The organism is Tatumella citrea, assembly GCF_002163585.1.
Lineage (GTDB): Bacteria > Pseudomonadota > Gammaproteobacteria > Enterobacterales > Enterobacteriaceae > Tatumella > Tatumella citrea.
The window spans coordinates 572,288-596,686 of record NZ_CP015579.1 but is presented as its reverse complement, the minus strand read 5'-3'; the positions used below and the strand labels follow the sequence as shown (position 1 = coordinate 596,686).

Annotated in this window: 21 protein-coding genes; 10 read left to right on the top strand and 11 right to left on the bottom strand. The window is 51.3% G+C overall.

Translation table 11 applies throughout. The features are described from left to right. Positions 1-1,314, top strand: a complete 1,314-nt coding sequence (locus A7K98_RS02895; RefSeq protein ID WP_087487213.1) for a cytochrome c — start codon at positions 1-3, stop codon at positions 1,312-1,314. 68 nt (positions 1,315-1,382) lie between these two features. Here the strand turns inward: A7K98_RS02895 and A7K98_RS02890 are convergent, their stop codons facing one another. Together A7K98_RS02890 and A7K98_RS02885 are read right to left on the bottom strand one after the other, a co-directional pair. Next, on the bottom strand, positions 1,383-1,670 hold the full coding sequence (locus A7K98_RS02890) for a chorismate mutase (protein ID WP_087487212.1): 288 nt from the start codon (positions 1,668-1,670) through the stop codon (positions 1,383-1,385). Between the two features lie 51 nt (positions 1,671-1,721). Then, entirely contained in the window at positions 1,722-2,849 is a 1,128-nt protein-coding gene (locus A7K98_RS02885; protein WP_198361137.1) for an alpha/beta hydrolase, read from the bottom strand. A 569-nt stretch (positions 2,850-3,418) separates the two neighbouring features. Between A7K98_RS02885 and A7K98_RS02880 the strand changes: the two genes are divergently transcribed. After that, entirely contained in the window at positions 3,419-4,513 is a 1,095-nt protein-coding gene (locus A7K98_RS02880; RefSeq protein WP_157665831.1) for a lactonase family protein, read from the top strand. Positions 4,514-4,609: 96 nt separating this feature from the next. Here A7K98_RS02880 and A7K98_RS02875 read toward each other — a convergent pair whose 3' ends face one another. From A7K98_RS02875 to hutU, 6 genes are all read right to left on the bottom strand, one after another. Further along, the gene (locus tag A7K98_RS02875; RefSeq protein ID WP_087487210.1) at positions 4,610-5,929 is read right to left on the bottom strand and encodes a gluconate:H+ symporter; all 1,320 of its coding nucleotides are present in this window, start codon (positions 5,927-5,929) and stop codon (positions 4,610-4,612) included. A gap of 138 nt (positions 5,930-6,067) precedes the next feature. Beyond that, positions 6,068-7,111 (bottom strand): L-idonate 5-dehydrogenase, encoded by a 1,044-nt coding sequence (gene idnD / locus A7K98_RS02870; protein ID WP_407703097.1) that lies wholly within the window; start codon positions 7,109-7,111, stop codon positions 6,068-6,070. Positions 7,112-7,406: 295 nt separating this feature from the next. Beyond that, positions 7,407-8,219, bottom strand: coding sequence for an N-formylglutamate deformylase (hutG, locus tag A7K98_RS02865; RefSeq protein WP_087487209.1), 813 nt, complete (start codon positions 8,217-8,219; stop codon positions 7,407-7,409). After that, complete coding sequence (gene hutI / locus A7K98_RS02860; RefSeq protein ID WP_087487208.1) at positions 8,212-9,420, bottom strand: imidazolonepropionase; 1,209 nt, start codon at positions 9,418-9,420, stop codon at positions 8,212-8,214. Before hutI ends, hutG begins: the two co-directional genes overlap by 8 nt. An 11-nt stretch (positions 9,421-9,431) precedes the next feature. Continuing rightward, positions 9,432-10,799, bottom strand: a complete 1,368-nt coding sequence (locus tag A7K98_RS02855; RefSeq protein WP_087487207.1) for a purine-cytosine permease family protein — start codon at positions 10,797-10,799, stop codon at positions 9,432-9,434. Between the two features lie 85 nt (positions 10,800-10,884). After that, on the bottom strand, positions 10,885-12,561 hold the full coding sequence (hutU, locus tag A7K98_RS02850) for a urocanate hydratase (RefSeq protein WP_087487206.1): 1,677 nt from the start codon (positions 12,559-12,561) through the stop codon (positions 10,885-10,887). A 496-nt stretch (positions 12,562-13,057) separates the two neighbouring features. Between hutU and A7K98_RS02845 the strand changes: the two genes are divergently transcribed. Genes A7K98_RS02845 through A7K98_RS02825 form a run of 5 tightly spaced genes read left to right on the top strand, consistent with a single transcriptional unit; the run spans position 13,058 to position 17,926 of the window. Further along, positions 13,058-14,155, top strand: a complete 1,098-nt coding sequence (locus tag A7K98_RS02845; RefSeq protein WP_087487205.1) for an ABC transporter ATP-binding protein — start codon at positions 13,058-13,060, stop codon at positions 14,153-14,155. Beyond that, positions 14,152-14,796, top strand: coding sequence for an ABC transporter permease (locus A7K98_RS02840; RefSeq protein WP_087487204.1), 645 nt, complete (start codon positions 14,152-14,154; stop codon positions 14,794-14,796). The genes A7K98_RS02845 and A7K98_RS02840 overlap by 4 nt, the downstream gene beginning before the upstream one ends. A 2-nt stretch (positions 14,797-14,798) precedes the next feature. Further along, positions 14,799-15,479 (top strand): ABC transporter permease, encoded by a 681-nt coding sequence (locus A7K98_RS02835; protein WP_087487203.1) that lies wholly within the window; start codon positions 14,799-14,801, stop codon positions 15,477-15,479. Between the two features lie 29 nt (positions 15,480-15,508). Further along, complete coding sequence (locus tag A7K98_RS02830) at positions 15,509-16,384, top strand: ABC transporter substrate-binding protein (RefSeq protein ID WP_087487202.1); 876 nt, start codon at positions 15,509-15,511, stop codon at positions 16,382-16,384. A 12-nt stretch (positions 16,385-16,396) separates the two neighbouring features. Continuing rightward, the gene (locus A7K98_RS02825; protein ID WP_087487201.1) at positions 16,397-17,926 is read left to right on the top strand and encodes an HAL/PAL/TAL family ammonia-lyase; all 1,530 of its coding nucleotides are present in this window, start codon (positions 16,397-16,399) and stop codon (positions 17,924-17,926) included. 7 nt (positions 17,927-17,933) lie between these two features. On the opposite strand, the gene A7K98_RS02820 is transcribed toward A7K98_RS02825, so the two are convergent. Next, positions 17,934-18,506: a HutD/Ves family protein gene (locus tag A7K98_RS02820; RefSeq protein WP_087487200.1), complete on the bottom strand. Its 573-nt coding sequence runs from the start codon at positions 18,504-18,506 to the stop codon at positions 17,934-17,936. After that, positions 18,503-19,264, bottom strand: a complete 762-nt coding sequence (gene hutC, locus A7K98_RS02815; protein WP_087487199.1) for a histidine utilization repressor — start codon at positions 19,262-19,264, stop codon at positions 18,503-18,505. The genes A7K98_RS02820 and hutC overlap by 4 nt, the downstream gene beginning before the upstream one ends. A gap of 100 nt (positions 19,265-19,364) precedes the next feature. Between hutC and A7K98_RS02810 the strand changes: the two genes are divergently transcribed. Then, positions 19,365-20,726: a formimidoylglutamate deiminase gene (locus A7K98_RS02810; RefSeq protein ID WP_087487198.1), complete on the top strand. Its 1,362-nt coding sequence runs from the start codon at positions 19,365-19,367 to the stop codon at positions 20,724-20,726. 49 nt (positions 20,727-20,775) lie between these two features. Here the strand turns inward: A7K98_RS02810 and A7K98_RS02805 are convergent, their stop codons facing one another. After that, positions 20,776-21,321 (bottom strand): C40 family peptidase, encoded by a 546-nt coding sequence (locus A7K98_RS02805; RefSeq protein WP_087487197.1) that lies wholly within the window; start codon positions 21,319-21,321, stop codon positions 20,776-20,778. A gap of 598 nt (positions 21,322-21,919) precedes the next feature. Here A7K98_RS02805 and kefF point away from each other — a divergent pair. Continuing rightward, entirely contained in the window at positions 21,920-22,450 is a 531-nt protein-coding gene (gene kefF, locus A7K98_RS02800; RefSeq protein WP_087490334.1) for a glutathione-regulated potassium-efflux system oxidoreductase KefF, read from the top strand. Continuing rightward, positions 22,443-24,293 (top strand): glutathione-regulated potassium-efflux system protein KefC, encoded by a 1,851-nt coding sequence (gene kefC, locus A7K98_RS02795; RefSeq protein ID WP_087487196.1) that lies wholly within the window; start codon positions 22,443-22,445, stop codon positions 24,291-24,293. Before kefF ends, kefC begins: the two co-directional genes overlap by 8 nt. The last annotated feature ends 106 nt before the right edge of the window (positions 24,294-24,399 follow it).

Genomic DNA, 24,399 nt, shown 5'->3' with positions numbered 1-24,399 from the left:
ATGAAAGCTGTGATAATTCGATCGGCCATCGCGTTAGCTCTGATGCATGGCAGCCTGGCACTGGCGGCAGATGATAATGCTGACTTAATTAAACGCGGAGAATATCTGGCAACTGCCAGTGACTGTACCGCTTGTCATACGGCCCCTGGTGGTCCGGCATATGGCGGTGGTTACCCGGTAGCGACTCCGTTCGGTAAAATCTGGGGAAGTAATATCTCCTCAGATAAACAATTTGGTATTGGTAGCTGGACCGACGATCAGTTTGTCGCGGCGGTCCGTCAGGGTGTCGGTAAAAACGGCGAGCAGCTGTATCCGGCGATGCCGTATGACGCATTTACCAAGATGAAACGCGACGATGTTCTGGCCATCAAAGCCTACCTGATGTCATTACCGGCTGTGCATAAAGCCGCACCAGAAACCTCTCTGCCGTTCCCGTTCAACCAGCGTTGGGGGATGCGTTTCTGGAAAATGTTTAACCTGACTGAAGGCGAACTGAAAAATGACCCTCAGCAGAGCCCACAATGGAACAATGGTCGTTACCTGGTAGAGGCACTGGCACACTGTACCACCTGCCATACACCGCGTAATCTGACCATGGGAATGGATACCAGCAAACCGCTATCCGGCGGGGATTTAGGCGACTGGATTGCCTTTAATATTACCCCGGGTAAATCAGGAATCGGCGACTGGTCGAGTCAGGATATCGTGACCTACCTGAAAACCGGTTACCTGGCAGGCAAAGCCTCAGCATCAGGCCCGATGGCCGAAGCGATTGAGCACAGCCTGCAATATCTGCCGGATTCAGATTTGCAGGATATAGCCACTTACCTGAAATCGGTAAAACCGGTGGATGATGAGAAGCAGAGCGTGCCACGGGACAGCCAGGGACAGCCGTCGGATGCCATTATCCGCCTGCGGGGTGCTGATGCAGCCACTCTACAGTCACAACCCGGCGCTGTGGTATTTGAAGGCAACTGTTCGACCTGTCACGGTGCTGAAGGTGCCGGATCAGGCCAGGGATTCCACGCCTATCCGTCACTGTTCCACCACTCCAGCACCGGAGCCATCGATCCTAAAAACGTGGTATCGGTGATACTGAACGGTGTTAACCGCCATATGCAACAGGGTGATATTTTTATGCCATCCTTTGCTCCGCAGTTAAACGATCAGCAGGTGGCTGATGTGGCGAACTTTGTGATGCAGAAATTTGGCAATCCGGCGGCTGAAAAAGTAGACACCAGCCAGGTTTCCAAAGCACGGAAAAATGCCAGTCTGCCGTTACCGCCAACCTTTGCAGACGGTGCTAATCCGTAATCACGGAAGGTTTTAGAATCACTCTGCTATTAGCGACAGCTTCGGCTGTCGCTAATTACTGGCTCTGATCACCGGGCTGTCTGTTGGTGATACTCAGTTTCCAGCGCAATAAAACTACTGATCATTTCCCGCCAGACTGTTTCAGCCACTGTCACTGATAACCCCTGCTGTTCCGCCAGTACCTTAATCCGTTTAATAACCGCAGCGACCCGTTCCGGAGCAGGAATTAATCCGGGGTCAGTTTTAAAACCGGCAGCAGCCTGAACACAACGCTGGCGTTCAGCCAGCAAACGAACCAGTTGGGTGTCCAGACGATCTATATCCTGCCTGACATCATCAATTGACTGATAATCCATATCTTTACCTGTTATTTAGCAAAAACGAAGTGCCTGTTATCCCCTGGCAGATTATTTATCCGCAGCCATCACCCGGTAAACAAACGGAACCGAGTCGCGCAGCGAAACATTCACCGTTCCCCCGTGATCCATCCCTGCATACTGCTTCACTTCCACCGGGGTTCCGGCTGCCTGTACATCTTTGGCAAATTGTTGCTGCATGGCTGTCGGCACATTAACGTCCTGCAAGCCGATGCCGATAAACACCGGATGATCAATTTTTAGCGTGTTGTAGCGTAATGACGGCAACTGGGAATCCAGTAATCCCTGAAAATCAGGCAGGAAACTGTTTTTATCGTTCAGCCGTTGTTCCATAACGTGTTTTGTCAGCGGGGTAATACACAGCTGCTCCGCCAGTTTCACATCGGCAATGGCCTGTTTCTGGAAATAGTCAGCCACTTTCAGTTTTTTATTTTCGTCCGCTGCCGAGAGGAAAATATAGTACGCATAAGGGATTTTCGGATCGCCTGCGGATGTCACTGAGGTGGTTTTAAAAATATCACTGACGGTAGTATGAGCATTAATATAAGGCGTGCCAGTTAACACCGTGCCCAACACATGCAGATCCGGGGCATAAGATGGCTGATAACCGGAGGCTGCAAAAGCGGCATGCGCCCCCTGCGACTGACCCACGATGATCAGTTTATTACTCAAAGGGAAGCTTTTCAGGGCTGCGGTAGCACTGTCCAGTACACTCCAGGCCTCAGACCGCGCATTAAGATAGTGATGTAATCCGGCCGATCCCAGTCCGGCATAATCAGGCGCTACCACCGCAAATCCCAGAGATAACCAGCTGTTCAGATATTGCTGATCACGTGCTGAACGGGGATTAAGAGAAGGCGCACAGTCATTCGCTACACCTACGGTGCCATGAGTCCAGACCACTACCGGCCATCCTCCTTGCGGAGCCGGGCCTTTCGGTAAAAAAACCGCCCCACTGTCCTGGCGGGGAGTTTTACCATCTACACCGTCCAGCGAAGAGTAACGAATCAGATATTGCGCCGAAGCTTCAGATAAACCGTGATCCGCCGGCAGAGGAGATTTTGTCAGTAGCACACCGTTCGGTGTCACCGGTGCGGCATGCACCGCAGCACTTACAGCGACGACTGTCGCCAGTAAAACAGCTTTAACTTTATTCATCCGTTTCTCCTGTCTGTGATGCATACCCGTAAATAAAATGCCGTCCGCTACTACCGACAGATCCTGAGCCTTAGTTTTAGCCGTCACAGAAAGGGAAAACAGATGGCATCCGCAGCCTGCCTGCATCGAAACCGCTAAAGCAGACCACGGTTGAGACATGCCATCGCCTGGCCACCGGAAGGCTGCGATCGCAGGTCCGATAATTTATAAGATAACTTTCACTGTGACGATGCGGGTTCACTATTTCATAGTCATGACAGCTTTAACAGGAATATTGAAGCTGAAGATGCGTTAATATTTTATTTTATATACATAACCTTAATGAAATCGCTTCCCGTGAATATCACAAAGCCTGCCAAAGCCTTCACCGCCTGCCTGCCATATAAACATTAATATCATCGATGAGTTGGCAGATATTACAGCCTTGCTTTTATGGGTCGCCACACGTTTATCAGACCGGTTCAGATACCTGTTTCACCGCCTGCATGGCTGATGGTCAGAAGCTGTTTTTGTCCTGCCATATCACGTATGCTCAGAAGAAAACGCCCCTGACTCAGGAACCGCTCAGTATGCAACCTCAAACTCTATTGCTGGGAAGCTGGACCGGAGTGTCCGGTAACCCCCGGGCAGAGAAAACATCTCATCCCAGTGAAGGAATTTATCGTTTACACCTGCTCCCTGATGGCAGCCTGCATATCGTGGATAGGCTGAAAACCGACAACCCGTCCTGGATTGTTGTCAGCAGGGATCAACGTTTCCTGTACACCGCCAATGAAAGTGAAACCGGCCGCGTAAGTGCCGTTGAAATTAACCCGCAAGGTCCGTTGCGGTTAATCAACAGTCAGCAGACCCGGGGCGCCCACCCGACCCACGCCTGTCTGACCCCGGATGGCAACTATCTGCTGGCGGCAAACTATTCAGACGGCATGAACAATGCCGGATTTATTGTGTTCCCGTTAGCAGATTCAGGGGAGATAGGTGAAGCTGTCCAGCACGTTCGCTTCGAAAAAGGATCTGCAGTGCTCACTGACCGCCAGCAGAGCGGACATGCTCACTCGGTCAATATCAGTCCCGATGGTAAAACATTATATGTGGCCGACCTGGGAGCCGACATTGTGCGGGTCTATCACTACCAGCCGCATACCGATACACCTTTCCAGCCTCAGCCGCAGGACGATATCCGTTTCCCCGGTGGAGCAGGTCCGCGGCATATGGCGTTTTCAGCAGATGGCCGTTTTCTCTGCATTGTCACCGAGATGTCGGCACAGATTCACGTATTTCAGATAGCCAATGATCAACTGCAGGCTGTTCAGGTAATCGGTCTGTCTGACAGTGACTCGCCTCAGGAAAATGCCGGTGCAGGGATACTGTTCAGCCCGGATGGCCGGTTTCTCTATGCAGGGAACCGCCAGCAGCACAATGAAATTTTAGTGTTCAGCGTAGATCCACAGAGCGGTCGCCTGAGTGACAGGCGACAGTTTTCTTCCGGCGGTGTTGAACCCAGAGCCTTTGCCTTTGATAACAGCGGGAATTTCCTGCTGGCCGCCAATGTCTGGTCGAATTCGGTAGTCGTATTTTCGCGGGATCCGGAAAATGGCGAATTACACCCGGCCGGCAAGAGCCTGCATATTGGCACCCCGACCGACATTAAATTTCTTAGGTAAGATGACCACCGGTTATCCCGAACCCTACTGTAATTCTCGGTCAAACATCCCCTCGCCGGCGGCACACAGTCTGCCGGCACGGGGAGCATTAACAGATTAGTGCAGTACTGAGTTAAGAATAAGGACTCCGGCCAGACCCATCACCGAAATCAGTGTTTCCATCACAGTCCAGGTTTTCAGTGTTTCAGTCACGCTCAGATTAAAGTAGCCTTTGAATAACCAGAAACCGGGGTCATTAACATGCGAGGCGATCACGCTACCAGACCCTACCGCCAACACCATTAGTGCAGGGTCTGCGTGAGTCACCGCGATAATCGGAGTGACAATACCCGCGGTAGTAATCGCCGCTACTGTGGCTGATCCCAACGCAACTCGCAGCATTGCCGCCACGGTCCAGCACATCAATAGTGGCGACAATGACGATCCTTTCATCATTCCTGCGATAAAATCGCCCACCCCACTGTCCACCAGGACTTGTTTAAATGCCCCGCCACCGGCAATGATAAATACAATCATGGCAATTGACGAAATTGAGGAGCTGCACATCTCCATGACTTCGCCCATTTTCCGGCCATTGCGCAATCCGAGGGTAAATACGGCGATCACCACGGCAATAAACAGCGCGATCGCAGGGTTACCAATAAATTCGAAAAACTGACGGAGCGGATTCTCTTTCGGAGTTGTGAGTTCAAAAACTGCGGCAATCGCCATAAGGATCACCGGGATGACTGCAGCAAATATACTAATAGCGAATCCGGGCAACTCATGTTCGGCGAAAATTTTGGGGTTATACAGCCCTTCCGGCGGTTCTTTTTCAAAGTTTTTTAGGAACTTAGAAAATACCGGACCGGCCACAATCACCGTTGGCAGGGTAATAATTATGCCATACAACAGTGTGGTACCCAGATTGGCCCCGAAGATAGCGGCGATCGCCGTCGGCCCCGGGTGCGGAGGCAGGAAGCAATGGGTCACTGACAATGCAGCCACCATCGGCAGCCCCACATACAGTAATGGCATACCGGCGGCGGCCACCACGGTAAACACCAGCGGTAACAACAGGACAAAACCAATTTCATAAAACATGGCCAGCCCGACAATCAGCCCTGTCACCATCAGAGCCCATTGCACCCGCTGTTTACCAAAAGCCGCAATCAACGTGGTCGCCACCCGTTGGGCGGCCCCGGTATCTGACACCAGCTTACCGAGCATGGCACCAAAACCAAGAATCATCGCAAGGCTGCCCAGAGTACCGCCAACCCCTTTTTGTACAGAAGCCAGGGCCTGCAACGGTGTCATCCCTTCGGCTATACCTACGACGATGGAGACAAAAATCAGAGATAAAAAGCCGTTGGCCTTGAAAACAATCATCAGGACCAGCAGCAGTATTACCCCGAGCGCTATTATTGTAATTGGCATAATTCAGCTCCCATTAAAGGTATAAACAGAAAAGGACAGATGAGTAAAAAAGTAAAAAAACTCTGATTCAGCACATCAGACAGTCAACGCCCTGTTCCGCTACCACGGGAACAACAGCGATACTTTCGTCATGCCCGTTCAAAAGGACAGCTGAACTTTAGCTGCTCTCTGCTTATCTCCGGCAAAATTAAGTGCCGCATCAATATCCTGATAGTCAAATTCACCGCTATATAACGGCAATGGGTCGATGGTACCGTTTTCCAGCCATTCAACAGCGGTGACAAATTCGTGGGTAAAGCGGAACGATCCGACAAGATTGATCTCTTTGGCAATCAACATCATGACCGGAAAACCAGGTACATCCCCCCCCATGCCAACCTGTACCAGCGTGCCTTTCGCACGGGTAACCTCAAGACAACGGGTCAGAGAAGCGGGATGGCCGGATGCCTCAAAAGAAACATCGAAATAGCCCTTGTCGGCAAGGAAAGGTGTGAAATCGCCCTGTGAGGCATCGATTGTCTGTGTCGCACCCATGGCCTCCGCCATTGCCAGCGAGCGCGGGCTGATATCGGTACACACCACTTCTGCGGCTCCGCGGGCTTTAGCTGCTGCCGCAATCAGGCAACCAATAGGGCCCACGCCGGAAATAAACACTTTTTTACCCTGTAGATCACCCGCCTGATAAGTCGCATGAATGCATACGGCCAGAGGTTCTGCAAATACCATCACTCTGTCATCGGCCTGATTATTGAAGGGGATGCACTGAGCGCTGTCGACGATTTTGTACTGACTGAAACCGCCATCCACATGCGGAAAGTACATCGCACTGCCAAAAAAACGCATAGTGGTGCACTGATTCTCTTCTCCGGCTTCACAGTATTTACAGTGACCGCAGGGTTTGGAGGGATTGATCGCAACTTTCTGGTTTTCCGGTAATGCCGGATTATCACTTTTCACCACCAAACCAATCACTTCATGCCCGAGAATCATAGGCATTTTTACGGCAAAACTCCCCACCTTACCGTGCTGGTAATAATGCAAATCAGAACCACAGATCCCGCCACGGGTAATACGTACCAGAGTTCCGGTGCCCTGATAATTTACCTGCTGGCTCGTCACTTCAACCTGTTGCTTACCAGAAATCATGCAGGAATTGGTGGTGATCTTGATAATGGTGTTCATGGTCGCCCTCTGCAAATACAGTTGTTCAGGCGCGTATCAGAGCGTGATTTACCAGAGAAAACTGTGATGAGCAGCGGATTACTTTATGTTAAAGAAGTCTGTTATCGATAACGTGACAAGCGTATTGGTTGGCTAAAGGGGCGATGGCAGCGTTTCAGACATAGCCAGCAGAGGCGAGATCCCCCGGCAAGATGACCACAATGAATCACCTTACCGGAGATAAATACCGGATTTCCTGAGTAACGGTGTTGTCAGAAAGCCGGATACCTGAACTCCGGCAGAATGTCAGAGATAATTATTCCTGATAACGCTGTTTTGCCCAGTTCAGTGCAGTATCGGTCAGCGCCTTGAGCAGGCGCTGAACCCGGGCAGCGATCGCCGGTTGCCAGGCAAAACTCTCCTCATCCATATAAATACACTGTGCCATTTCCAGCTGCACAGCATGAATATGCTGCTGTGGATTGCCATAGTGCCTGGTAATGTAACCACCTTTAAACCGACCGTTCAGCACATGGCTGTAAAGCGGCGTTTCTGCCGGTGGATTTTCGCAACATTGCAGTAAAGCCTGGCTTAATGCCGGATCACAGCTGTGGCCGTCAGCAGTACCGAAATTGAGATCCGGCAGGCGGCCTTCAAATAACCGTGGAACCACAGAACGGATAGAATGCGCATCCCAGAGCAACACGTAACCGAACTTATCCCGTAATCTCGTCAGTTCAGCGGCCAAAGCATCGTGATAGGGCTGCCAGACAGAAGTGAGAATCTGTGCTTTCTCAGACTGATCTGGCTGGCCTCCTTGGGTAAACAGTGGCTCACCGTCAAAGAAAATATCGGTAAATAGTCCGGTGGTTGCGCTGCTGTACAATGGTTTATCATCAGCCGGACGGTTTAAATCCACCACATAACGCGAATAACCGGCGACCAGGGTGCTGGCACCCGACTCAGCAATTCCCTGATAGAGTTCCGGAATGTGCCAGTCGGTATCCTCCAGCCGGCGCCCTCTGGTGGTCAGCCCGGCAGCAACCCCTTTGGTCAGCGCTGTTCCCGGATGGGGCATACTGATCAGTAATGGTAGTGTTCCGCGGGTTAATTCAAATGCCTTAGTCACGATAGACTTCCTCCCCCTGAAAGATAACCTGTTTCGATAATGTCCCACCCAGCCAGTAGCTCAGTTCAGCGGGATGTTCTACATCCCAGGCAACGAAGCTGGCCTCTTTACCTGCTTCCAGTGAGCCGCAATCATTTTCAATGCCCAGCGCCCGGGCGGCATAAATAGTCACCCCGGCCAGCGCCTCTTCCGGTGTCATCCGGAACAGGGTACAGGCCATATTCATCACTAATCTCAGCGATAACATCGGGGAAGTTCCGGGGTTCATATCACTGGAAATCGCCATCGCAACGCCGTACTGACGCAGTAAACTGACCGGTGGTTGCCGGGTTTCGCGTAAGAAGTAATAAGCGCCTGGCAACAACACCGCGACGGTACCTTGTTGCGCCATCTCTGCAATGTCCGGCTCACACAGATATTCCAGATGGTCGGCTGATAATGCATGATAGCGTGCGGCCAGTGCGGCACCATGTTGCAGTGAGAGTTGTTCCGCGTGCAGCTTTACCGGTAAGCCCAGCGAGGTGGCTACCTGAAATACCCGTTCTACCTGAGCTGCCGAAAATGCCAGGTGCTCACAGAATGCATCTACCGCATCCACCAGCCCTTCCTGATGCAATTCGGGCAGCAATTGCTGGCAAATGTAATCAATCCAGTCATCGGCTCGTCCCTGATACTCCGGCGGAACGGCATGTGCGGCGAGGCAGGTACTGCGGATAGTCAGAGGTAGCTCGCGGCCAAGCTGCCTGATCACCCGCAACATTTTCCGTTCACTTTGCAGATCCAGACCATATCCGGATTTTATCTCCAGCGCAGTGACGCCATCCTGTCTCAAAGCCTGAATACGTTGAGTCGCCTGCTTCAGCAATAGCTGTTCGCTGGCCTCGCGGGTCTCACGCACGGTACTGGCTATTCCGCCACCTGCAGCGGCTATCTCAGCATAACTGATGCCCTGCAGGCGCTGTTCAAATTCTGCTGCACGGTTGCCACCAAATACCGAGTGCGTATGGCAATCCACCAGCCCGGGAGTAACCAGCCGCCCTTTCAGGTCAACCCGGCGGGTTACCGAAACCTCCGGCAGGCAGCCGGACTCTCCGATCCAAAAAATCGTCTTTCCGTGAGTCAGCAGCGCTGCATCAGAGATCAGATGATATTTTCCACAGGACATGGTCACTGCCCGGCAATGATGCCAAAGTGTGTACATAACAAACCTCTTTAGTCGCGTGCTGACTCACGTTTGCGCAGCCAGTAGTAAACAATCGCCGGCAACAACAGCCCGATAATCCATGAAATATCCACGCCACCTAACACTTTGACCATTGGCCCGCTGTAGAACCCACTGTCGATAAATGGCGTTTGTACTATCACCCCTAACAGATACGTTCCCAGCCCGACAGCATTCCATGCCCGGTATTTCCCCGCCGGATTATTCAGCGCAGCAATGTCGATCGACTGATGGTTGAAAAAGTAGTAATCCACCAGGTTCACGGCACTCCATGGAGTGAAAAAGGTTAACAGGAACAACAGGAAGGATTTGAAGGCACTCAGGAAAGAGTGCTGGCCAATCATTGCAAGCCCCGTGGCAACAATAATCACTGCCGCCAGAATGGCCAGACGTGCCAGTTGACTGAGGTGTGCCACGCGGCCACGGCAATTGTAAACGGTGGCCAGACACATCATGCTGCCATAGGCGTTCAGAGTGTTAATTGTCAGTTTGCCAAAAGCGATACTCAGATAGAGCAGGATGGCTACCCCACCGGTTCCGCCGAGGCTGACGATATATTCAACCTCATGCCCCATCAGTTTGCCCTGTGATAACGCAGCCGCAAAGACTCCCATGGTCATCGCAACCTGAGCACCAATAACCGATCCGCCGCCAACGGCAAAAAACACTTTACGTGACGAGGTACTGGCAGGCAGATATCGGGAATAGTCAGCCACATAGGGGCCAAAGGTAATCTGCCAGGAAGCAGACAGACCGACCGCTGTCAGCAGCGTCGCCCAGTGAAATGGCTGAACGGTTAACAGTTCACTTAACGAGTGAAGGGTTCCCATTTTCCAGAACAGCCAGACAAACGCGATAATCCCAATCAGACTCGCCAGTTTGCCCATCAGGTGAATTAACCGGTATCCGGTATAAGCGATGATTAATGTGGCAACCGCAAAAATAACAATTCCGCTGGTTTCGGAAATGCCAAAAATAGCAGAGATCGCCTGCCCGGAAAGTACCGCTCCGGTGGCAATAAAACCAAGATACATCAGGCATACCAACAGAATGGGCAGGCAGGCACCATAAACCCCAAACTGCACGCGACTGCTAATCATCTGCGGGATGCCAAGTTTCGGCCCCTGGGCAGCATGCAGTGCCATGACGATGCCACCGGCAACCTGGCCGATAGCTAAACCAATCAAAGACCAGAACACATCTCCACCAAACACGATGGTCAGCGCACCGGTCATCACTGCCGTGATTTGCAGGTTTGCCCCCATCCATAAGGTAAACTGACTGAAGATACTGCCGTGACGTTCATTGTCAGGAATCGGTTCGATAGAACGGGTTTCGGTAAAACTATTTTGGCTCATCGTGATCTCCCGCAACCAGTAAATGTGCGGCCTGAGCCGCACGATATATAACGGAAACAGCAATTTCCGTGCCTCATTGTCCGGATCAGCCGTTAATCATCGGCAGATTCAGACCCTGTTCACGGGCACACTCGATCGCAATGTCGTAGCCGGCATCGGCATGACGCATAACACCTGTTGCCGGGTCATTACTCAGAACCCGGGCAATACGTTCTGCGGCTTCATCGGTGCCATCACAAACAATGACCATCCCGGAGTGCTGGGAGAAGCCCATACCTACACCGCCGCCGTGGTGCAAAGAGACCCAGGTTGCGCCACTGGCGGTATTAAGCAGAGCATTGAGCAACGGCCAGTCTGATACAGCATCGGAGCCATCTTTCATCGATTCTGTTTCACGGTTCGGGCTGGCAACGGACCCTGAATCCAGATGATCACGGCCAATCACGATAGGCGCAGAGAGTTCGCCACTGCGAACCATTTCATTAAATGCCAGGCCGAGACGGGCGCGCTGACCTAAACCGACCCAGCAGATGCGGGCAGGTAATCCCTGGAAGCTGATACGCTCACGGGCCATATCCAGCCAGCGATGCAGATGTTCGTCATCGGGAATCAGTTCTTTTACTTTGGCATCGGTACGGTAAATATCTTCGGCAGAGCCTGACAGTGCCGCCCAGCGGAAAGGCCCAATCCCCCGGCAGAACAATGGACGGATGTAAGCAGGAACAAATCCAGGGAAATCAAAGGCATTTTTCACACCCATTTCCATCGCCATCTGGCGGATATTGTTACCGTAATCAAATACCGGAATACCCTGTTTCTGAAAATCCAGCATCGCCTGAACATGCTGAGCCATCGAGTTTTTAGCGGCGAGGATCACGGCAGCCGGTTCTGATTCTGCTTTAGCGCGATAAGTTTCCCAGTCCCAACCTACCGGCAGATATCCGTTTAACGGGTCATGAGCACTGGTCTGGTCTGTAACCATATCCGGACGTACACCACGGCGAACCAGCTCAGGTAATATCTCTGCTGCGTTGCCGTGTAATGCAATAGAAATTGCCTCACCTTTGGCGGTGTAATTTTTCAGGCGTTCCAGTGCATCATCCAGTGAGCTGGCCTGTTCATCCACATACCTGGTACGCAGACGAAAATCGATACGTGACTGCTGGCATTCAATGTTCAGTGAGCAGGCACCGGCCAGTGTGGCAGCTAACGGTTGAGCACCACCCATTCCACCCAGCCCGGCAGTCAACACCCAACGACCACGTAAAGAGCCGTCATAATGCTGACGGCCTGCTTCAACAAAAGTCTCGTAAGTGCCCTGCACAATCCCCTGGCTGCCAATATAGATCCATGAACCGGCGGTCATTTGTCCGTACATTGCCAGTCCTTTGGCATCCAGTTCATTAAAATGCTCCCAGGTTGCCCAGTGTGGAACCAGATTGGAGTTAGCAATCAACACACGCGGAGCATTGCTGTGAGTTTTAAATACCCCTACCGGCTTGCCTGACTGCACCAGCAATGTTTCATCATCTTCAAGCTGTTTAAGTGTTGAGACGATTTTGTCATAGCATTCCCAGTTTCTGGCTGCCCGACCAATGCCACCATAAACCACCAGTTCTTTCGGGTTTTCAGCAACTTCAGGATCAAGGTTGTTCATCAGCATCCGCAGCGGAGCTTCTGTCAGCCAGCTTTTAGCATTCAGCGTGTTACCACGCGGGGAACGGATTTCAACATCACGAAAACGGGTTGTTTGCTTAGTCATGCGCCTTACCTTCTTCATATTACCTGCAGTCAGTGGCAGGGAGGGGGTGTGTACTGCACCTTACTTGTATATACATGATAAGCATATTTAATGCCAGGTTGATAAAAAACATAAATTCCCATTATTAATCAATTTGTTATTTAAATTTATTTTTAATAAACCCGGACAAAAAGCAGGAAGGTTATTGCATAAAGTTCAATTTTAGTGCAAAAAACAGCCGCAAACGCACTGTAATCGTGCAAAAAATACTAAAAAACCGATACCGGTCACGAAAAAATTAATAACCACGCTGAATATCTTCGCTCTCTCACTCAGATAGCCTAATAAATAAAATCAAATTAATTCTTATTAAACAACACACTAACCAAACACAGCTCAAGGCAAAAACTGCAGATGGCATAAAGATTGCTAGTTGTACATACAAGGATATACATCAACAGCATTTATCCGCTGTCCTGTTACAGCGAGTCATTCACCAACACCATGGAACATCAAGATGATTACCTTCCGGAATGTAACCAAACACTATGGTAACGGGGCAGTTGTCGTCGACGGGCTGAATCTTGAAGCTCAGGGCGGGAAAATTACGGTACTGGTTGGCCCAAGCGGCTGCGGTAAAACCACCTCATTACGAATGATCAACCGCCTGGTTGAACCTTCTACCGGGCAGATTCTGCTTAATGGTGAAGCTACCGAACAAATGGATGTTGTCCAGCTACGCCGCCGTATCGGCTATGTCATCCAGAATGCCGGGCTGTTTCCACATAAAAACATACTCGACAATATTGCAACCACCGCCATCCTGTGTGGCGTCGCCAAAACTAAAGCCCGGAAACGGGCTGCAGAGTTGCTGGAAGTAGTCGGTCTGGATGGCTCAATGTCTAAACGTTATCCGTGGCAGCTGTCCGGCGGACAGCAGCAGCGGGTGGGTGTCGCCAGAGCCCTGGCCGCAGACCCTGAATTTATGCTGATGGATGAACCTTTCAGTGCCGTTGACCCGGTGGTCCGTGAGCAGTTACAGGATGAGTTTTTAAGGATTCAACGGGCGGTCAGTAAAACCATCATTATGGTAACTCATGATATCGATGAGGCCATGAAACTCGGGGATCAGGTGGCAGTATTGCGTCCGGGAGGACGACTGGCCCAGATAGCGACCCCGGGAGAATTACTGAATACGCCACAAAACCCGTTTGTGGCCGATTTCATCGGCAGGGATCGTGGCTATCGTAAACTCAGTTTTCGCGATGCAGGCAGTGACCTGCCGTTGCGTGAGGAGCCTTCGGTTGAACTGGGGAGTAGCCTGTCACAAGCCCGCCAGATAGCCATTGATCCCTGGGTGTTAGTCACTCATGAAGGAAAAGCGCTTGGCTGGCTGGATACCCGTCAGCAAATCGCCACTGCCGAGGTGCAATTTGTCAATCTGGGAGCAACCTTCTGCCATGTCTCAGGCTCACTCCGCCATCTGCTGGATGCAGCACTCAGCTCTCCTTGTCACCGTGCAGTTTTAGTCAATGATCAACAACAGCCTCTCGGCAGCATCGCGCTGGATGAAGTACTGAACAGATGCAAAAGCACTCCGGCGGAGGTGGTATGAGATTCGACTGGCTATGGAGTCAACATAACACCATCCTGCAACTGCTGCTGTGGCATAGCTATTTATCCATTGTCCCTGTGTTAGTGGGTCTGATACTGGCTATCCCTGTGGGTTGGGGAATCAACCGGCTGTCGTTATTAAAGTCTTTTATTATCAATATATTTGGCCTGCTTTACACCATTCCTTCGCTGGCCCTGTTTGTATTGTTACCACCGCTGCTCGGCACCAAAATCCTTGACCCGATCAACGTACTGGTTGCTCTGACCATTTATAGCTTTGCATTACTGGTACGCATTGTCAGTGACGGGCTGGATTCGGTATCGCCGGATACCCGCCAGGCCGCCTCTGCTATTGGCTTCACGCCGCTACAGCAGTTTTTCCAGGTCAATCTGCCTCTGGCAGTGCCGGTGATTGGTGCTGGTATGCGGGTCGCCATTGTTTCTAATGTCAGTATCGTTTCTGTCGCCGCATTAATCGGCACCCCGCAGCTGGGTTCACTGTTTACCCAGGGATTTCAGTTGCAGTTCCTCACTCCGATTATTGCCGGCATTGCGCTGAGCATATTACTGGCACTGATCCTGGATCGGCTGGTGGTATTTACCACCCGTCGGCTCAGTCACTGGCAACCCCTGAGAGGATAATCATGATTGACTGGTTTTTAAATCCTGCCCACTGGACCGGGGACGACGGTATTCTGCCACTGCTGGCTCAGCATATCGGCTACAGCGCCGTGTCACTGTTGATTGCGGTAATTATTGCCTTTCCGGTGGGATGCTATACCGGCCATACCGGTAAAGGCGAAGCCTTACTGATCGGCTCAACTAATGCACTGCGTTCACTGCCCTCTTTCGGGCTTATTATTCTGCTGGTGATATTACTGTCGGGATCATTTGAATCGGATATGGCATTTGTCGTGCCTTGTATCCTGGTTCTGGTGGTACTGGCCCTGCCGCCGGTGGCGCTCGGCGTTCATGCCGGCATTCGTGCGGTCGAACCCAGTGTCAGAGATGCTGCCATCGGCATTGGCTTAACTCCGCGTCAGATCTTACTGCAGGTTGAACTGCCCTGTGCACTGCCACTGATCCTGTCCGGTATTCGCAGTGCTGCTCTGCAAATCATTTCTACTGCCACCATTGCGGCTTATGTCTCTTTAGGAGGACTGGGCCGGTTAATTATTGATGGCCGCGCTGCCAATGATTTTAACCAGATGGTGGCCGGGGCGATATTAATTGCCCTGCTGGCTTTGCTGATCGATGTGTTATTTGCTCTGGGAGAAAAATATGTCGTGTCTCCCGGAATTACCCGCCGTTTGAAAACCCAATAACCGCGCATAGTGCGCCAAAGGATATCAAGATGAAGATGAAAAACAGTGCCCTGACGCTCCTTTCTGCTCTGCTGCTATCGGCCACCAGCGGTGCATGGGCAGCCTCTAAAGTGATCATTGGTTCTGCTGACTTTCCGGAAAGCCAGTTACTGGGAACCATTTACGCCGGGGCGTTAAAAGCCAAAAATATTCCGGTAGACACTAAACTGAATATCGGCAGCCGCGAAGTCTATATTCCTGCGCTGCGGGATGGCTCGATTAATGTTATTCCGGAATACAGCGGTGCATTACTGAGCTATCTGGATGCAAAGAATGATGCTCACAGCAGTGATGAAGTCGCAAAAGCCCTTGCTGCAAAACTACCTGAGGGCTTAAAAATGCTGAATATTTCACCGGCAGAAGACCGTGATGTACTGGCGGTCACTCAGAAAACCGCTGAGAAATATCATCTGAAATCCATCAGTGACTTAAAGCCCATTGCCGGGCAACTGGTTCTTGGCGGACCAGCTGAATGGAAAACCCGTCATGAGGGGCTACCGGGCCTGCAGGAAGTTTATCAGCTGAAATTTAAAGATTTCAAAGTATTAGATGTCGGCGGACCGCTGACTCTGAGTGCTCTGAAAAACAACCAGATTCAGGCAGCAGACATACTCTCCACTTCTCCGGATATCAAAAAGAACCATTTAGTGGTACTTGAAGATCCTAACCATTTGTTTGCAGCCCAGAATGTGGTGCCTATTGTGGCAACCGCTGCCGTTGACAGCGCTGCTGAAGCAACTCTGAATGAAGTTTCCGCCAAACTCACAACAGATGACCTGATTGATATGAATGAACAACTGGCAGAATTTACCAGTATTGATGATGTTGCCCACCAGTGGCTGGTAAAACATGGCATGAGTAAATAAAGGCTAATCCGCATGAGTATCACTTCTGCCACGACGATCACTCTGGGAACTGCAGAGTCATCGATTGATGAAATCATACAGATAGCTGACGGTGCCCCCGTCAGTCTGGCTACCGATGCCCTGCAAAACATGGACAGGGTTCATAGCTACGTTCGTAACGCTATTGATCAGGGGGAAGTGATTTACGGGCTGACAACCGGAGTAGGTTCTCTGGTCAGCACCCGGCTAACTGCCGAACAAATCGCCGATTCGCAGATCAATATGCTACGCAGCCATGCCTGTGGCACCGGAGCGGATCTTTCGATTCGTGAAACGCGTGCCATGATGGCAGTCACGCTGAAATCATTACTGCAGGGATACAGCGGAGTCAGTTCGTCGCTGGCAATACGACTGTCGGAAATGCTTAACCGTCAGGTTATCCCCTGGTCACCTTCCGGGGGATCGGTGGGTTATCTGATTGCCACCGCCCATATTGGACTGTCGGTGTTTGGTGAGGGGAAATGCTGGTATCAGGGGCAGTTACTGCCCTCTGCACAAGCATTAGCGCTGGCAGGAATGTCTGTCGTTAAACCCGGGCCCCGTGAAGGGCATGCCCTGATTGGCGGCACCTACGAAATCACCGGGCTGGGTTGTCTGGCGATAGCCGACTTCCGGCGGTTATTGCCGGTGGCGGATATGGCGGGCGGGATTTGTCTGGAAGCCTTGTGTGGTAACACCCGGGGCTATGATGCCAGGCTGCATCAGTTGCGGCCGCATCCGGGACAGCTGGAAACCGCCCGCATTATGCGATCGCTGCTGCGCGACAGTGAAATTCTTGAAACCTGGAAAAATCACCGGGTTCAGGATGCACTCAGCCTGCGCTGTATTCCGCAGATTCACGGTGCAGTACGCGATCAGCTGGAAAACTGTGCGCAGATCCTGACACGGGAACTTAACAGTGTGACCGACAATCCGTTGTTTGTGATTGAAGATCAGCAACTGATTACCCTGCCCGGCGGTAACGGACACGGTGCTCCGGTCGCTTTGGCCCTGGATGCTCTGGCTATTGCTATCGCCCAGCTCAGTACCGCTTCACAGGCACGTTCCGACAGGATAACCAATACGCACCTCAGTGGATTACCGGCTTTTCTGGTGCCTCCGGGCAGTGGGATTTCGGGCATGATGATCCCCCCCTATGCCGCAGCGGCACTCGCCGGGGACAATCGCAGCCTGGCTGGTCCCGCCAGTATTCATACCGTTTCCACCTGCGCCGGTCAGGAAGACCATATCAGCATGGGGGTGTCTGCCGCGAGAAAGGCGTTAAAAGCGGTTGAGAATGCAGAGGATATTATCGGAATCGAGTTACTTTGTGGTTGCCAGGCTCTGGAGTTTCACCGCCCACTTAAAGCATCGGTGGGTAGCGAAGCGACTCTGGCACTGGTCAGGAAGCAGGTTCCTTTCCGCCAACAGGACAGCGCCGTTTATCCTGACATGCAGGCTATTCGTGGTCTTATTCGCGAAGGAACACTGGCCCGGCTACTCACGGATCTGAGCTGCCAGTAACTGATGTTTACTGACTGTGGCTGATTTCAGACAGCGTAACCCTGGCAAAGGATGTGCCGGGGAAATCGCTGACCGACAATACCTCTTCACCGTCAGTCAACAGACAGTCATAGCGCTGCAGTAAAAACTGCTCTCCGGCGCTGTGTACCGTCAGGCTGGCGCCGGCATTCAGCAATAACCGGGTTCCGCCCTCATAGTGCCATTCAGCCAGATCGCTCCAGTTGACGGTTGCCCGAAAGCTGTCTGCGCGGTAAATCACATTAAAATCCAACAAAGGCCCGTCAACCACCCGGCAATAAACCTGCGATGTTCCTGAAAAATCTGTGGCACAAAATGGCCGGATAAGCGCCCCGGGCTGACCGTCAATGTCCAGATACATTCCTCCGCCTTCCAGCACACTGATATTACGCAGATAGCCGTCGAAGCGGGAAAACGGTCCGGACTGGCTGATCGTCGCCACAGAAATTCGCCAGTCATATTCTCCTTGCAAGTCTCCGGACTTGCAGATTTCCCGGGTTTCTCCCTGGCCATTTTTCCATGGCATCACGGTCACATCCTGAAAGCGCAGTACGCGGATCATTTACGCATGCTCCCTTCCAGCCGGTAACGTGGACCCGGGTACACCAGCCTGACACTGGTCACAATTTTTTTCTCTTTTTGTCCGGTCCAGGTACGGCGGTTCACCAACAGACAAGGCGTAATTTCGTCAATCTCAAGATAGGTGCTCTCGTTACGACTGACATTTATTGCTTCAATAACGTGCTCGCCCTCAACAATAGGGGCAATTGAGGAAAGATAGGCATTCGGAGTGATACGGGTAAAGTCCTGCTGTAGATAATCAGGAACTACCTGGCTGTTAACCAGCCGGTCTTCCAGCATCACCGGAACCCCATTTTCATAATGGCAAATCAGGGAGTGATACAGCCGGCTGCCTTTCTGCATTTCAAAACTCAGCGCCTGCTGTGCATCAGCAGCGATTTCTGTCAGACGAAAGACCCTGGAATGGTGGCGATGTCCCCTGCTGGTAATCTCATCGGCAATATTATTAATTTCCAGCAGTGCCGACTGGCCACGGATTTCGGCAACAAATGTCCCGACTCCCTGCATCCGGACCAACAGTCCTTCAGAAGTGAGTTCACGCAGTGCCCGGTTGATGGTCATCCTGCTGTAGCCAAATAAATTGACCAGTTCACTCTCAGAAGGAACCCGAAAATTGACCGGCCATGTACCGCTATGAATTTTAGTCTTGATCATCGCCTTAACCCGCTCATAAAACGGAGCAGGAATGCCTGGCTGTTCGTCCATAAGGAGAATTTTTTCCTGATCTGACTGTTCCATTTATCAATCCTCAATGTAATAACAAACGCAGTTTACTCCATGCCTATTTAGATGTATATATACGTACATGTATATACAAATAACCCCGGAGAGATAAAAGATGGCTGTCTGGTTTGCAGAAAAAGCATTGCTTCCTGAGGGCTGGGCAAAAAATGTCCGGATTACGGTTTCCGACCAGGGGGATATCACCTCAGTCACCCCGGATTCTCCGCCGGAAGGAAGCCCGTTGGGTGCTGTCGTGGTGCCTGGCATGCCAAATCTGCACTCTCATGCTTTTCAGCGTGCTATGGCCGGCCTGACCGAAGTTGCCGCCGACCCTGCCGATAGTTTCTGGAGTTGGCGTGATTTAATGTATCGCCTGGTGGCAAAAATCACTCCCCAACAGACCGAAATTATTGCCCGTTATTTGTATACCGAAATGCTTAAAGCGGGCTATACCTCTGTGGCCGAGTTCCATTATCTGCACCACGATCCTCAGGGTAGCCGCTATCCACGCCATGAAGAGATGGCACTGCGTATTTCCGAAGCAGCCCGCCAGGCCGGTATCGGGCTGACACTGCTGCCGGTTCTCTACAGTTATGCCGGATTCGGCGGCCAGACCCCGTCACAGGGCCAGAAACGTTTTATTCATGACACCGAAAGCTACCTGTCACTCCATGACAAGCTGAGTAAACAGTTAGCCACAATTCCGATGCAGCGTACCGGGATCTGCTTCCATTCACTTCGGGCAGTCACCCCGGAACAAATCACGGAAGTTCTGGCCGCCACTTCCCACCCTCAGCCGGTTCATATTCATATTGCTGAGCAACAAAAAGAGGTTGATGACTGCCTGAGTTGGAGTGGCCAGCGTCCGGTGGAGTGGCTGTATAATAATTTTCAGGTTGATCAGCACTGGTGCCTAATCCACGCAACCCATCTGACCGATCAGGAAACTGATACTATCGCAGATTCACGAGCGGTAGCCGGACTGTGTCTGACTACTGAAGCGAATCTGGGAGACGGCATTTTCCCGGGTCAGAGATATATTGCACGGGGCGGTATATGGGGTATTGGTTCAGACAGCCATATCAGCGTCAGTGTCAGCGAGGATTTGCGCTGGTTTGAATATGGGCAACGTCTGCAGCACCAGCGGCGTAACCGGCTGACTACCCCGCAACAACCCTTTATCGGTAATGTTCTTTACCAGGGTGCGCTACAGGGCGGATCACAGGCTCTGGGTCAGCAAACTGGCCGGATTGAAGCCGGTTATCGTGCCGACTTACTGGTACTGAACCACGAAGATCCTTTTATTGCCACCGCGGATGACAACATGTTGCTGAATCGCTGGATCTTCGCCTGTACGGCGAATCCTGTGCGGCATGTGATGACCGGTGGACGCTGGGTGATTCAGGATGGTCGTCATCAGGATGATGAATTACTGAGACAGGAATTTATCCGGGTCATGCAACAACTGGCCGGTTAATGGCTGACAATATTCCGCCACCGGCCGGTATTTCCTGCCGGTGGCAATATCAGCCCACTTTATTCCCGTAATTGAAACTGATTTGTGAGTTGTATTCACGAGGCAGGCGCCGGGCTTCCAGATAGACTGATTTCCAGTACGGATTATTCAGTGAGGAACGAACAACGCCGCGGCTGACCGAGGCATGAAGGAAATGCCGGTCGGTATCATAGAAGCCAACATGTAATTCATTTTTAATCCGGAAGAACACCAGATCGCCCGGCAATAAATTGGCCTGGGCCACAGGTTTCCCCATATTGATTAATTCTTTGGTGGTCACGCGTTCCATCGGGATATTAAAACGGTCTTTCAGGGTTCGCCAGACAAAGCCGGAACAATCTACACCGGTCAGTTGTGTTCCGCCCCACTGATATTTAGTGCCCTGCCATGAATGCATCTGGTCATGCAACGCGGCAATCACAGAGATGAGATCCGATTGCTGAGCATTTTCGGTATCGGCCGCTACAGTGACAGTTTGCCTGGGTTTCGATGAACAACCTGCCAGAACACAAAACAGCAGACAGGCGATAATTTTAGCGGGCGCAGAATTGATCATCGGCAGGTTTCTCGGGAACAAAAGGGAATAAGAAATTTATACCGTAAATAACTAAGAAAAATGAATAGCAAATTGGCGAATTCTTAATATCTTCGCGTAATTTACATAAATTTACAGAGAGGATGACCTTTTATGTCCCGCACCCCGGCTATTTTGGATAAAAATCTCTGTTTGCCATGAAATATATCCGTTCTGTTATTAGTGTTTATATCCTGCCAGTGAATGTTGCCGTGATGGCTTAGTAATGTGACAGAAAGAAAATAGCGTTAATTAGATTATCCCCCCGTCCGGAGCAGTCCGTAAATTCCACTGGTTATTGTCACATCCGAAATTAATAACCGAACCGGCGATAATTTATTATCCGGGTACTGTTTTATGGCCATTCAACACCGCAACCAAACCGTGTGACCGCATGATATCAATACTGTTGGGGATAGTCTGGTCTCTGATTTTCTGCCCGTTTAGCGGAGAATAACTCAGACCAGCGACTATCTTCCGGTTGCCAGGGATTTTAGTCACTAATGCAGTGAAATCTGGCTATATTGTAGTAAAGCTTAATGGTTTTCTTTTTTGATACCTTTTTCCAATGGGGATTTTTGTGATTCTGATTATCTATGCGCATCCTTATCCGAATTACTCGCACGCTAACCGCTTTATGCTGGATCAGGTCAGAGATCTGCCCTACGTAAAGATTCATTCACTGTACGATCACTACCCGGATTTCGCGATTGATATTGCCCGCGAACAACAGCTGCTGTCCGAAGCCAGTCTGGTTATTTTACAACACCCGATGCAGTGGTACAGCATGCCACCTTTGCTGAAACTCTGGCTGGATAAAGTGCTGACTCATGGCTGGGCTTACGGCCATAACGGCCATCAGTTGCAGGGAAAATCGCTGATGTGGGCAGTAACTACCGGCGGAAATCTCAACCATTTTAGCCTCGGAGACCATCCCGGTTTTGAGGTACTGGCACAACCGATACAAGCCACCGCCCTGTATTGCGGCATGAAATGGTTGCCTCCGTTTACCATGCATAATGCTTTTGTCAGTGGTGATAACGATTTGAAACAACAGGCGACGCAGTACCGGAATCGTCTGGAAGCGTGGAAGGAGCAATATCATGGATAGTCAGAATATGCTGGAAGTCCTGATTTATCTGGGGTCAGCGGCACTGATTGTGCCAATAGCTGTGCGGCTCGGCCTGGGGTCGGTGCTGGGCTATCTGATTGCCGGCTGTATTATCGGCCCCTGGGGTTTGCGGCTGGTCTCCGATGTAGAAAGCATCCTCAATTTCGCTGAAATCGGCGTGGTGCTGATGCTGTTTATTATCGGGCTGGAGATGGACCCGAAACGGTTGTGGAGTATCCGTCGCCAGGTGTTCGGTAGCGGCAGTCTGCAAATGGTAATTTGTGGGGGATTCCTGGCGGTGCTCTGTCACCTGCTGGGGCTGGACTGGCCGGTTGCCATTCTGGTCGGGCTGACACTGGCGCTCTCCTCAACCGCTATTGCCATGGCGGCGATGGCGGAGCGTAACCTGACAATCTCTCCGGTTGGCCGTTCCTCATTTTCAGTATTGCTGTTCCAGGACATTGCCGCGATTCCGTTAGTCGCCATGATCCCGCTACTGGCCGGAGGCGGCGGTGCTATGGATCTGCATTCGGTGCTGATTTCCACCATCAAGGTGATTATTACTCTGGTGATCGTCGTGTTGCTGGGCCGTTACGTTACTCGTCCGTTGTTGCGTTTTGTCGCCCGTTCCGGGCTACGGGAAGTGTTCAGTGCCATCGCCCTGTTCTTAGTTTTCGGCTTTGGCATCCTGCTGGAGCACGCCGGGTTGTCGATGGCGATGGGCGCGTTTCTCGCCGGGGTATTACTGGCCAGTTCTGAATATCGCCATGCGCTGGAAAGCGATATACAACCTTTTAAAGGCTTATTACTGGGTCTGTTCTTTATCGGCGTGGGAATGTCGATCGACTTTGGTACCCTGATCCACGATCCTTTGCGCATTATCATCCTGCTGGTTGGCTTTCTGGTATTTAAGATGGTTTCCCTGTGGATTGTGGCAAAAATCACCCGCATTTCCCGGTTACAACGACGCTGGTATGTGGTGCTGCTGGGGCAAGGCAGTGAATTTGCTTTTGTAGTTTTTGGGGCCGCCCACAGTGCCCGGGTACTGGACGATAGCTGGTCTAAAGCATTGATCCTGGCGGCTGCTTTGTCTATGGCTGTCACTCCTCTGCTGCTGGTGCTGGTATCCCGTACAGAGAAAAGTGGTCAGGGTAACGATTTGCCTGCTGATACGATTGAAAACGAGAATCCGGCGGTGATCATCGCCGGTTTCGGTCGTTTTGGTCAGATTGCTGGTCGTATGTTGCTGGCAGCTAAAATCGATGTGGTGGTACTTGATCATGACCCGGACCATATTGAAACTCTGCGAAAACTGGGGATGCGGGTCTACTATGGTGATGCCACCCGTGAGGATCTGCTGGAAGCGGCCGGTGCTGGCAGTGCAAAACTGTTAATCAATGCGATAGATGATCCGCAAAACAGTCTGGCACTCACCGAAATGGCCAGAGAGAGCTTCCCGAACCTGAAACAGCTGGCCCGTGCCCGCGATGTTGAACATTTTATTGCGCTGCATAAAGCCGGTATTGAGTTTCCTGAACGTGAAGTTTTCGAAAGCGCTCTGAATATCAGTCGCAGAGCATTGACGGAGTTGGGTATCGGCCCGTATGAAGCCAAAGAGATGACCGATATCTTCCGCCGTTATAACAGTGAGATGATGCTGCAACTGGCTGAAGGGGAAACAGATTTCGATACCCGCGCCAGCATGATAAAAAATGGTCACAACCTGGTCAGCTCTCTGATTATCGATGATCAGCAGCATCTGACGAAGGTACGTCTGCATGGCTGGAAAGGGACCGACGAAGGCTTGCATAACGAGACTGGTAAACAAACAGACAACAGCTAGCAGCAGCTACAGGTCGGTTTTCCAACCGACCGTGTTATCAGGCGAATGACGTAAAGCCGTCTAAGATACAGGAGCCCCCACTCTGGAATACCACAGTGGGGTAACC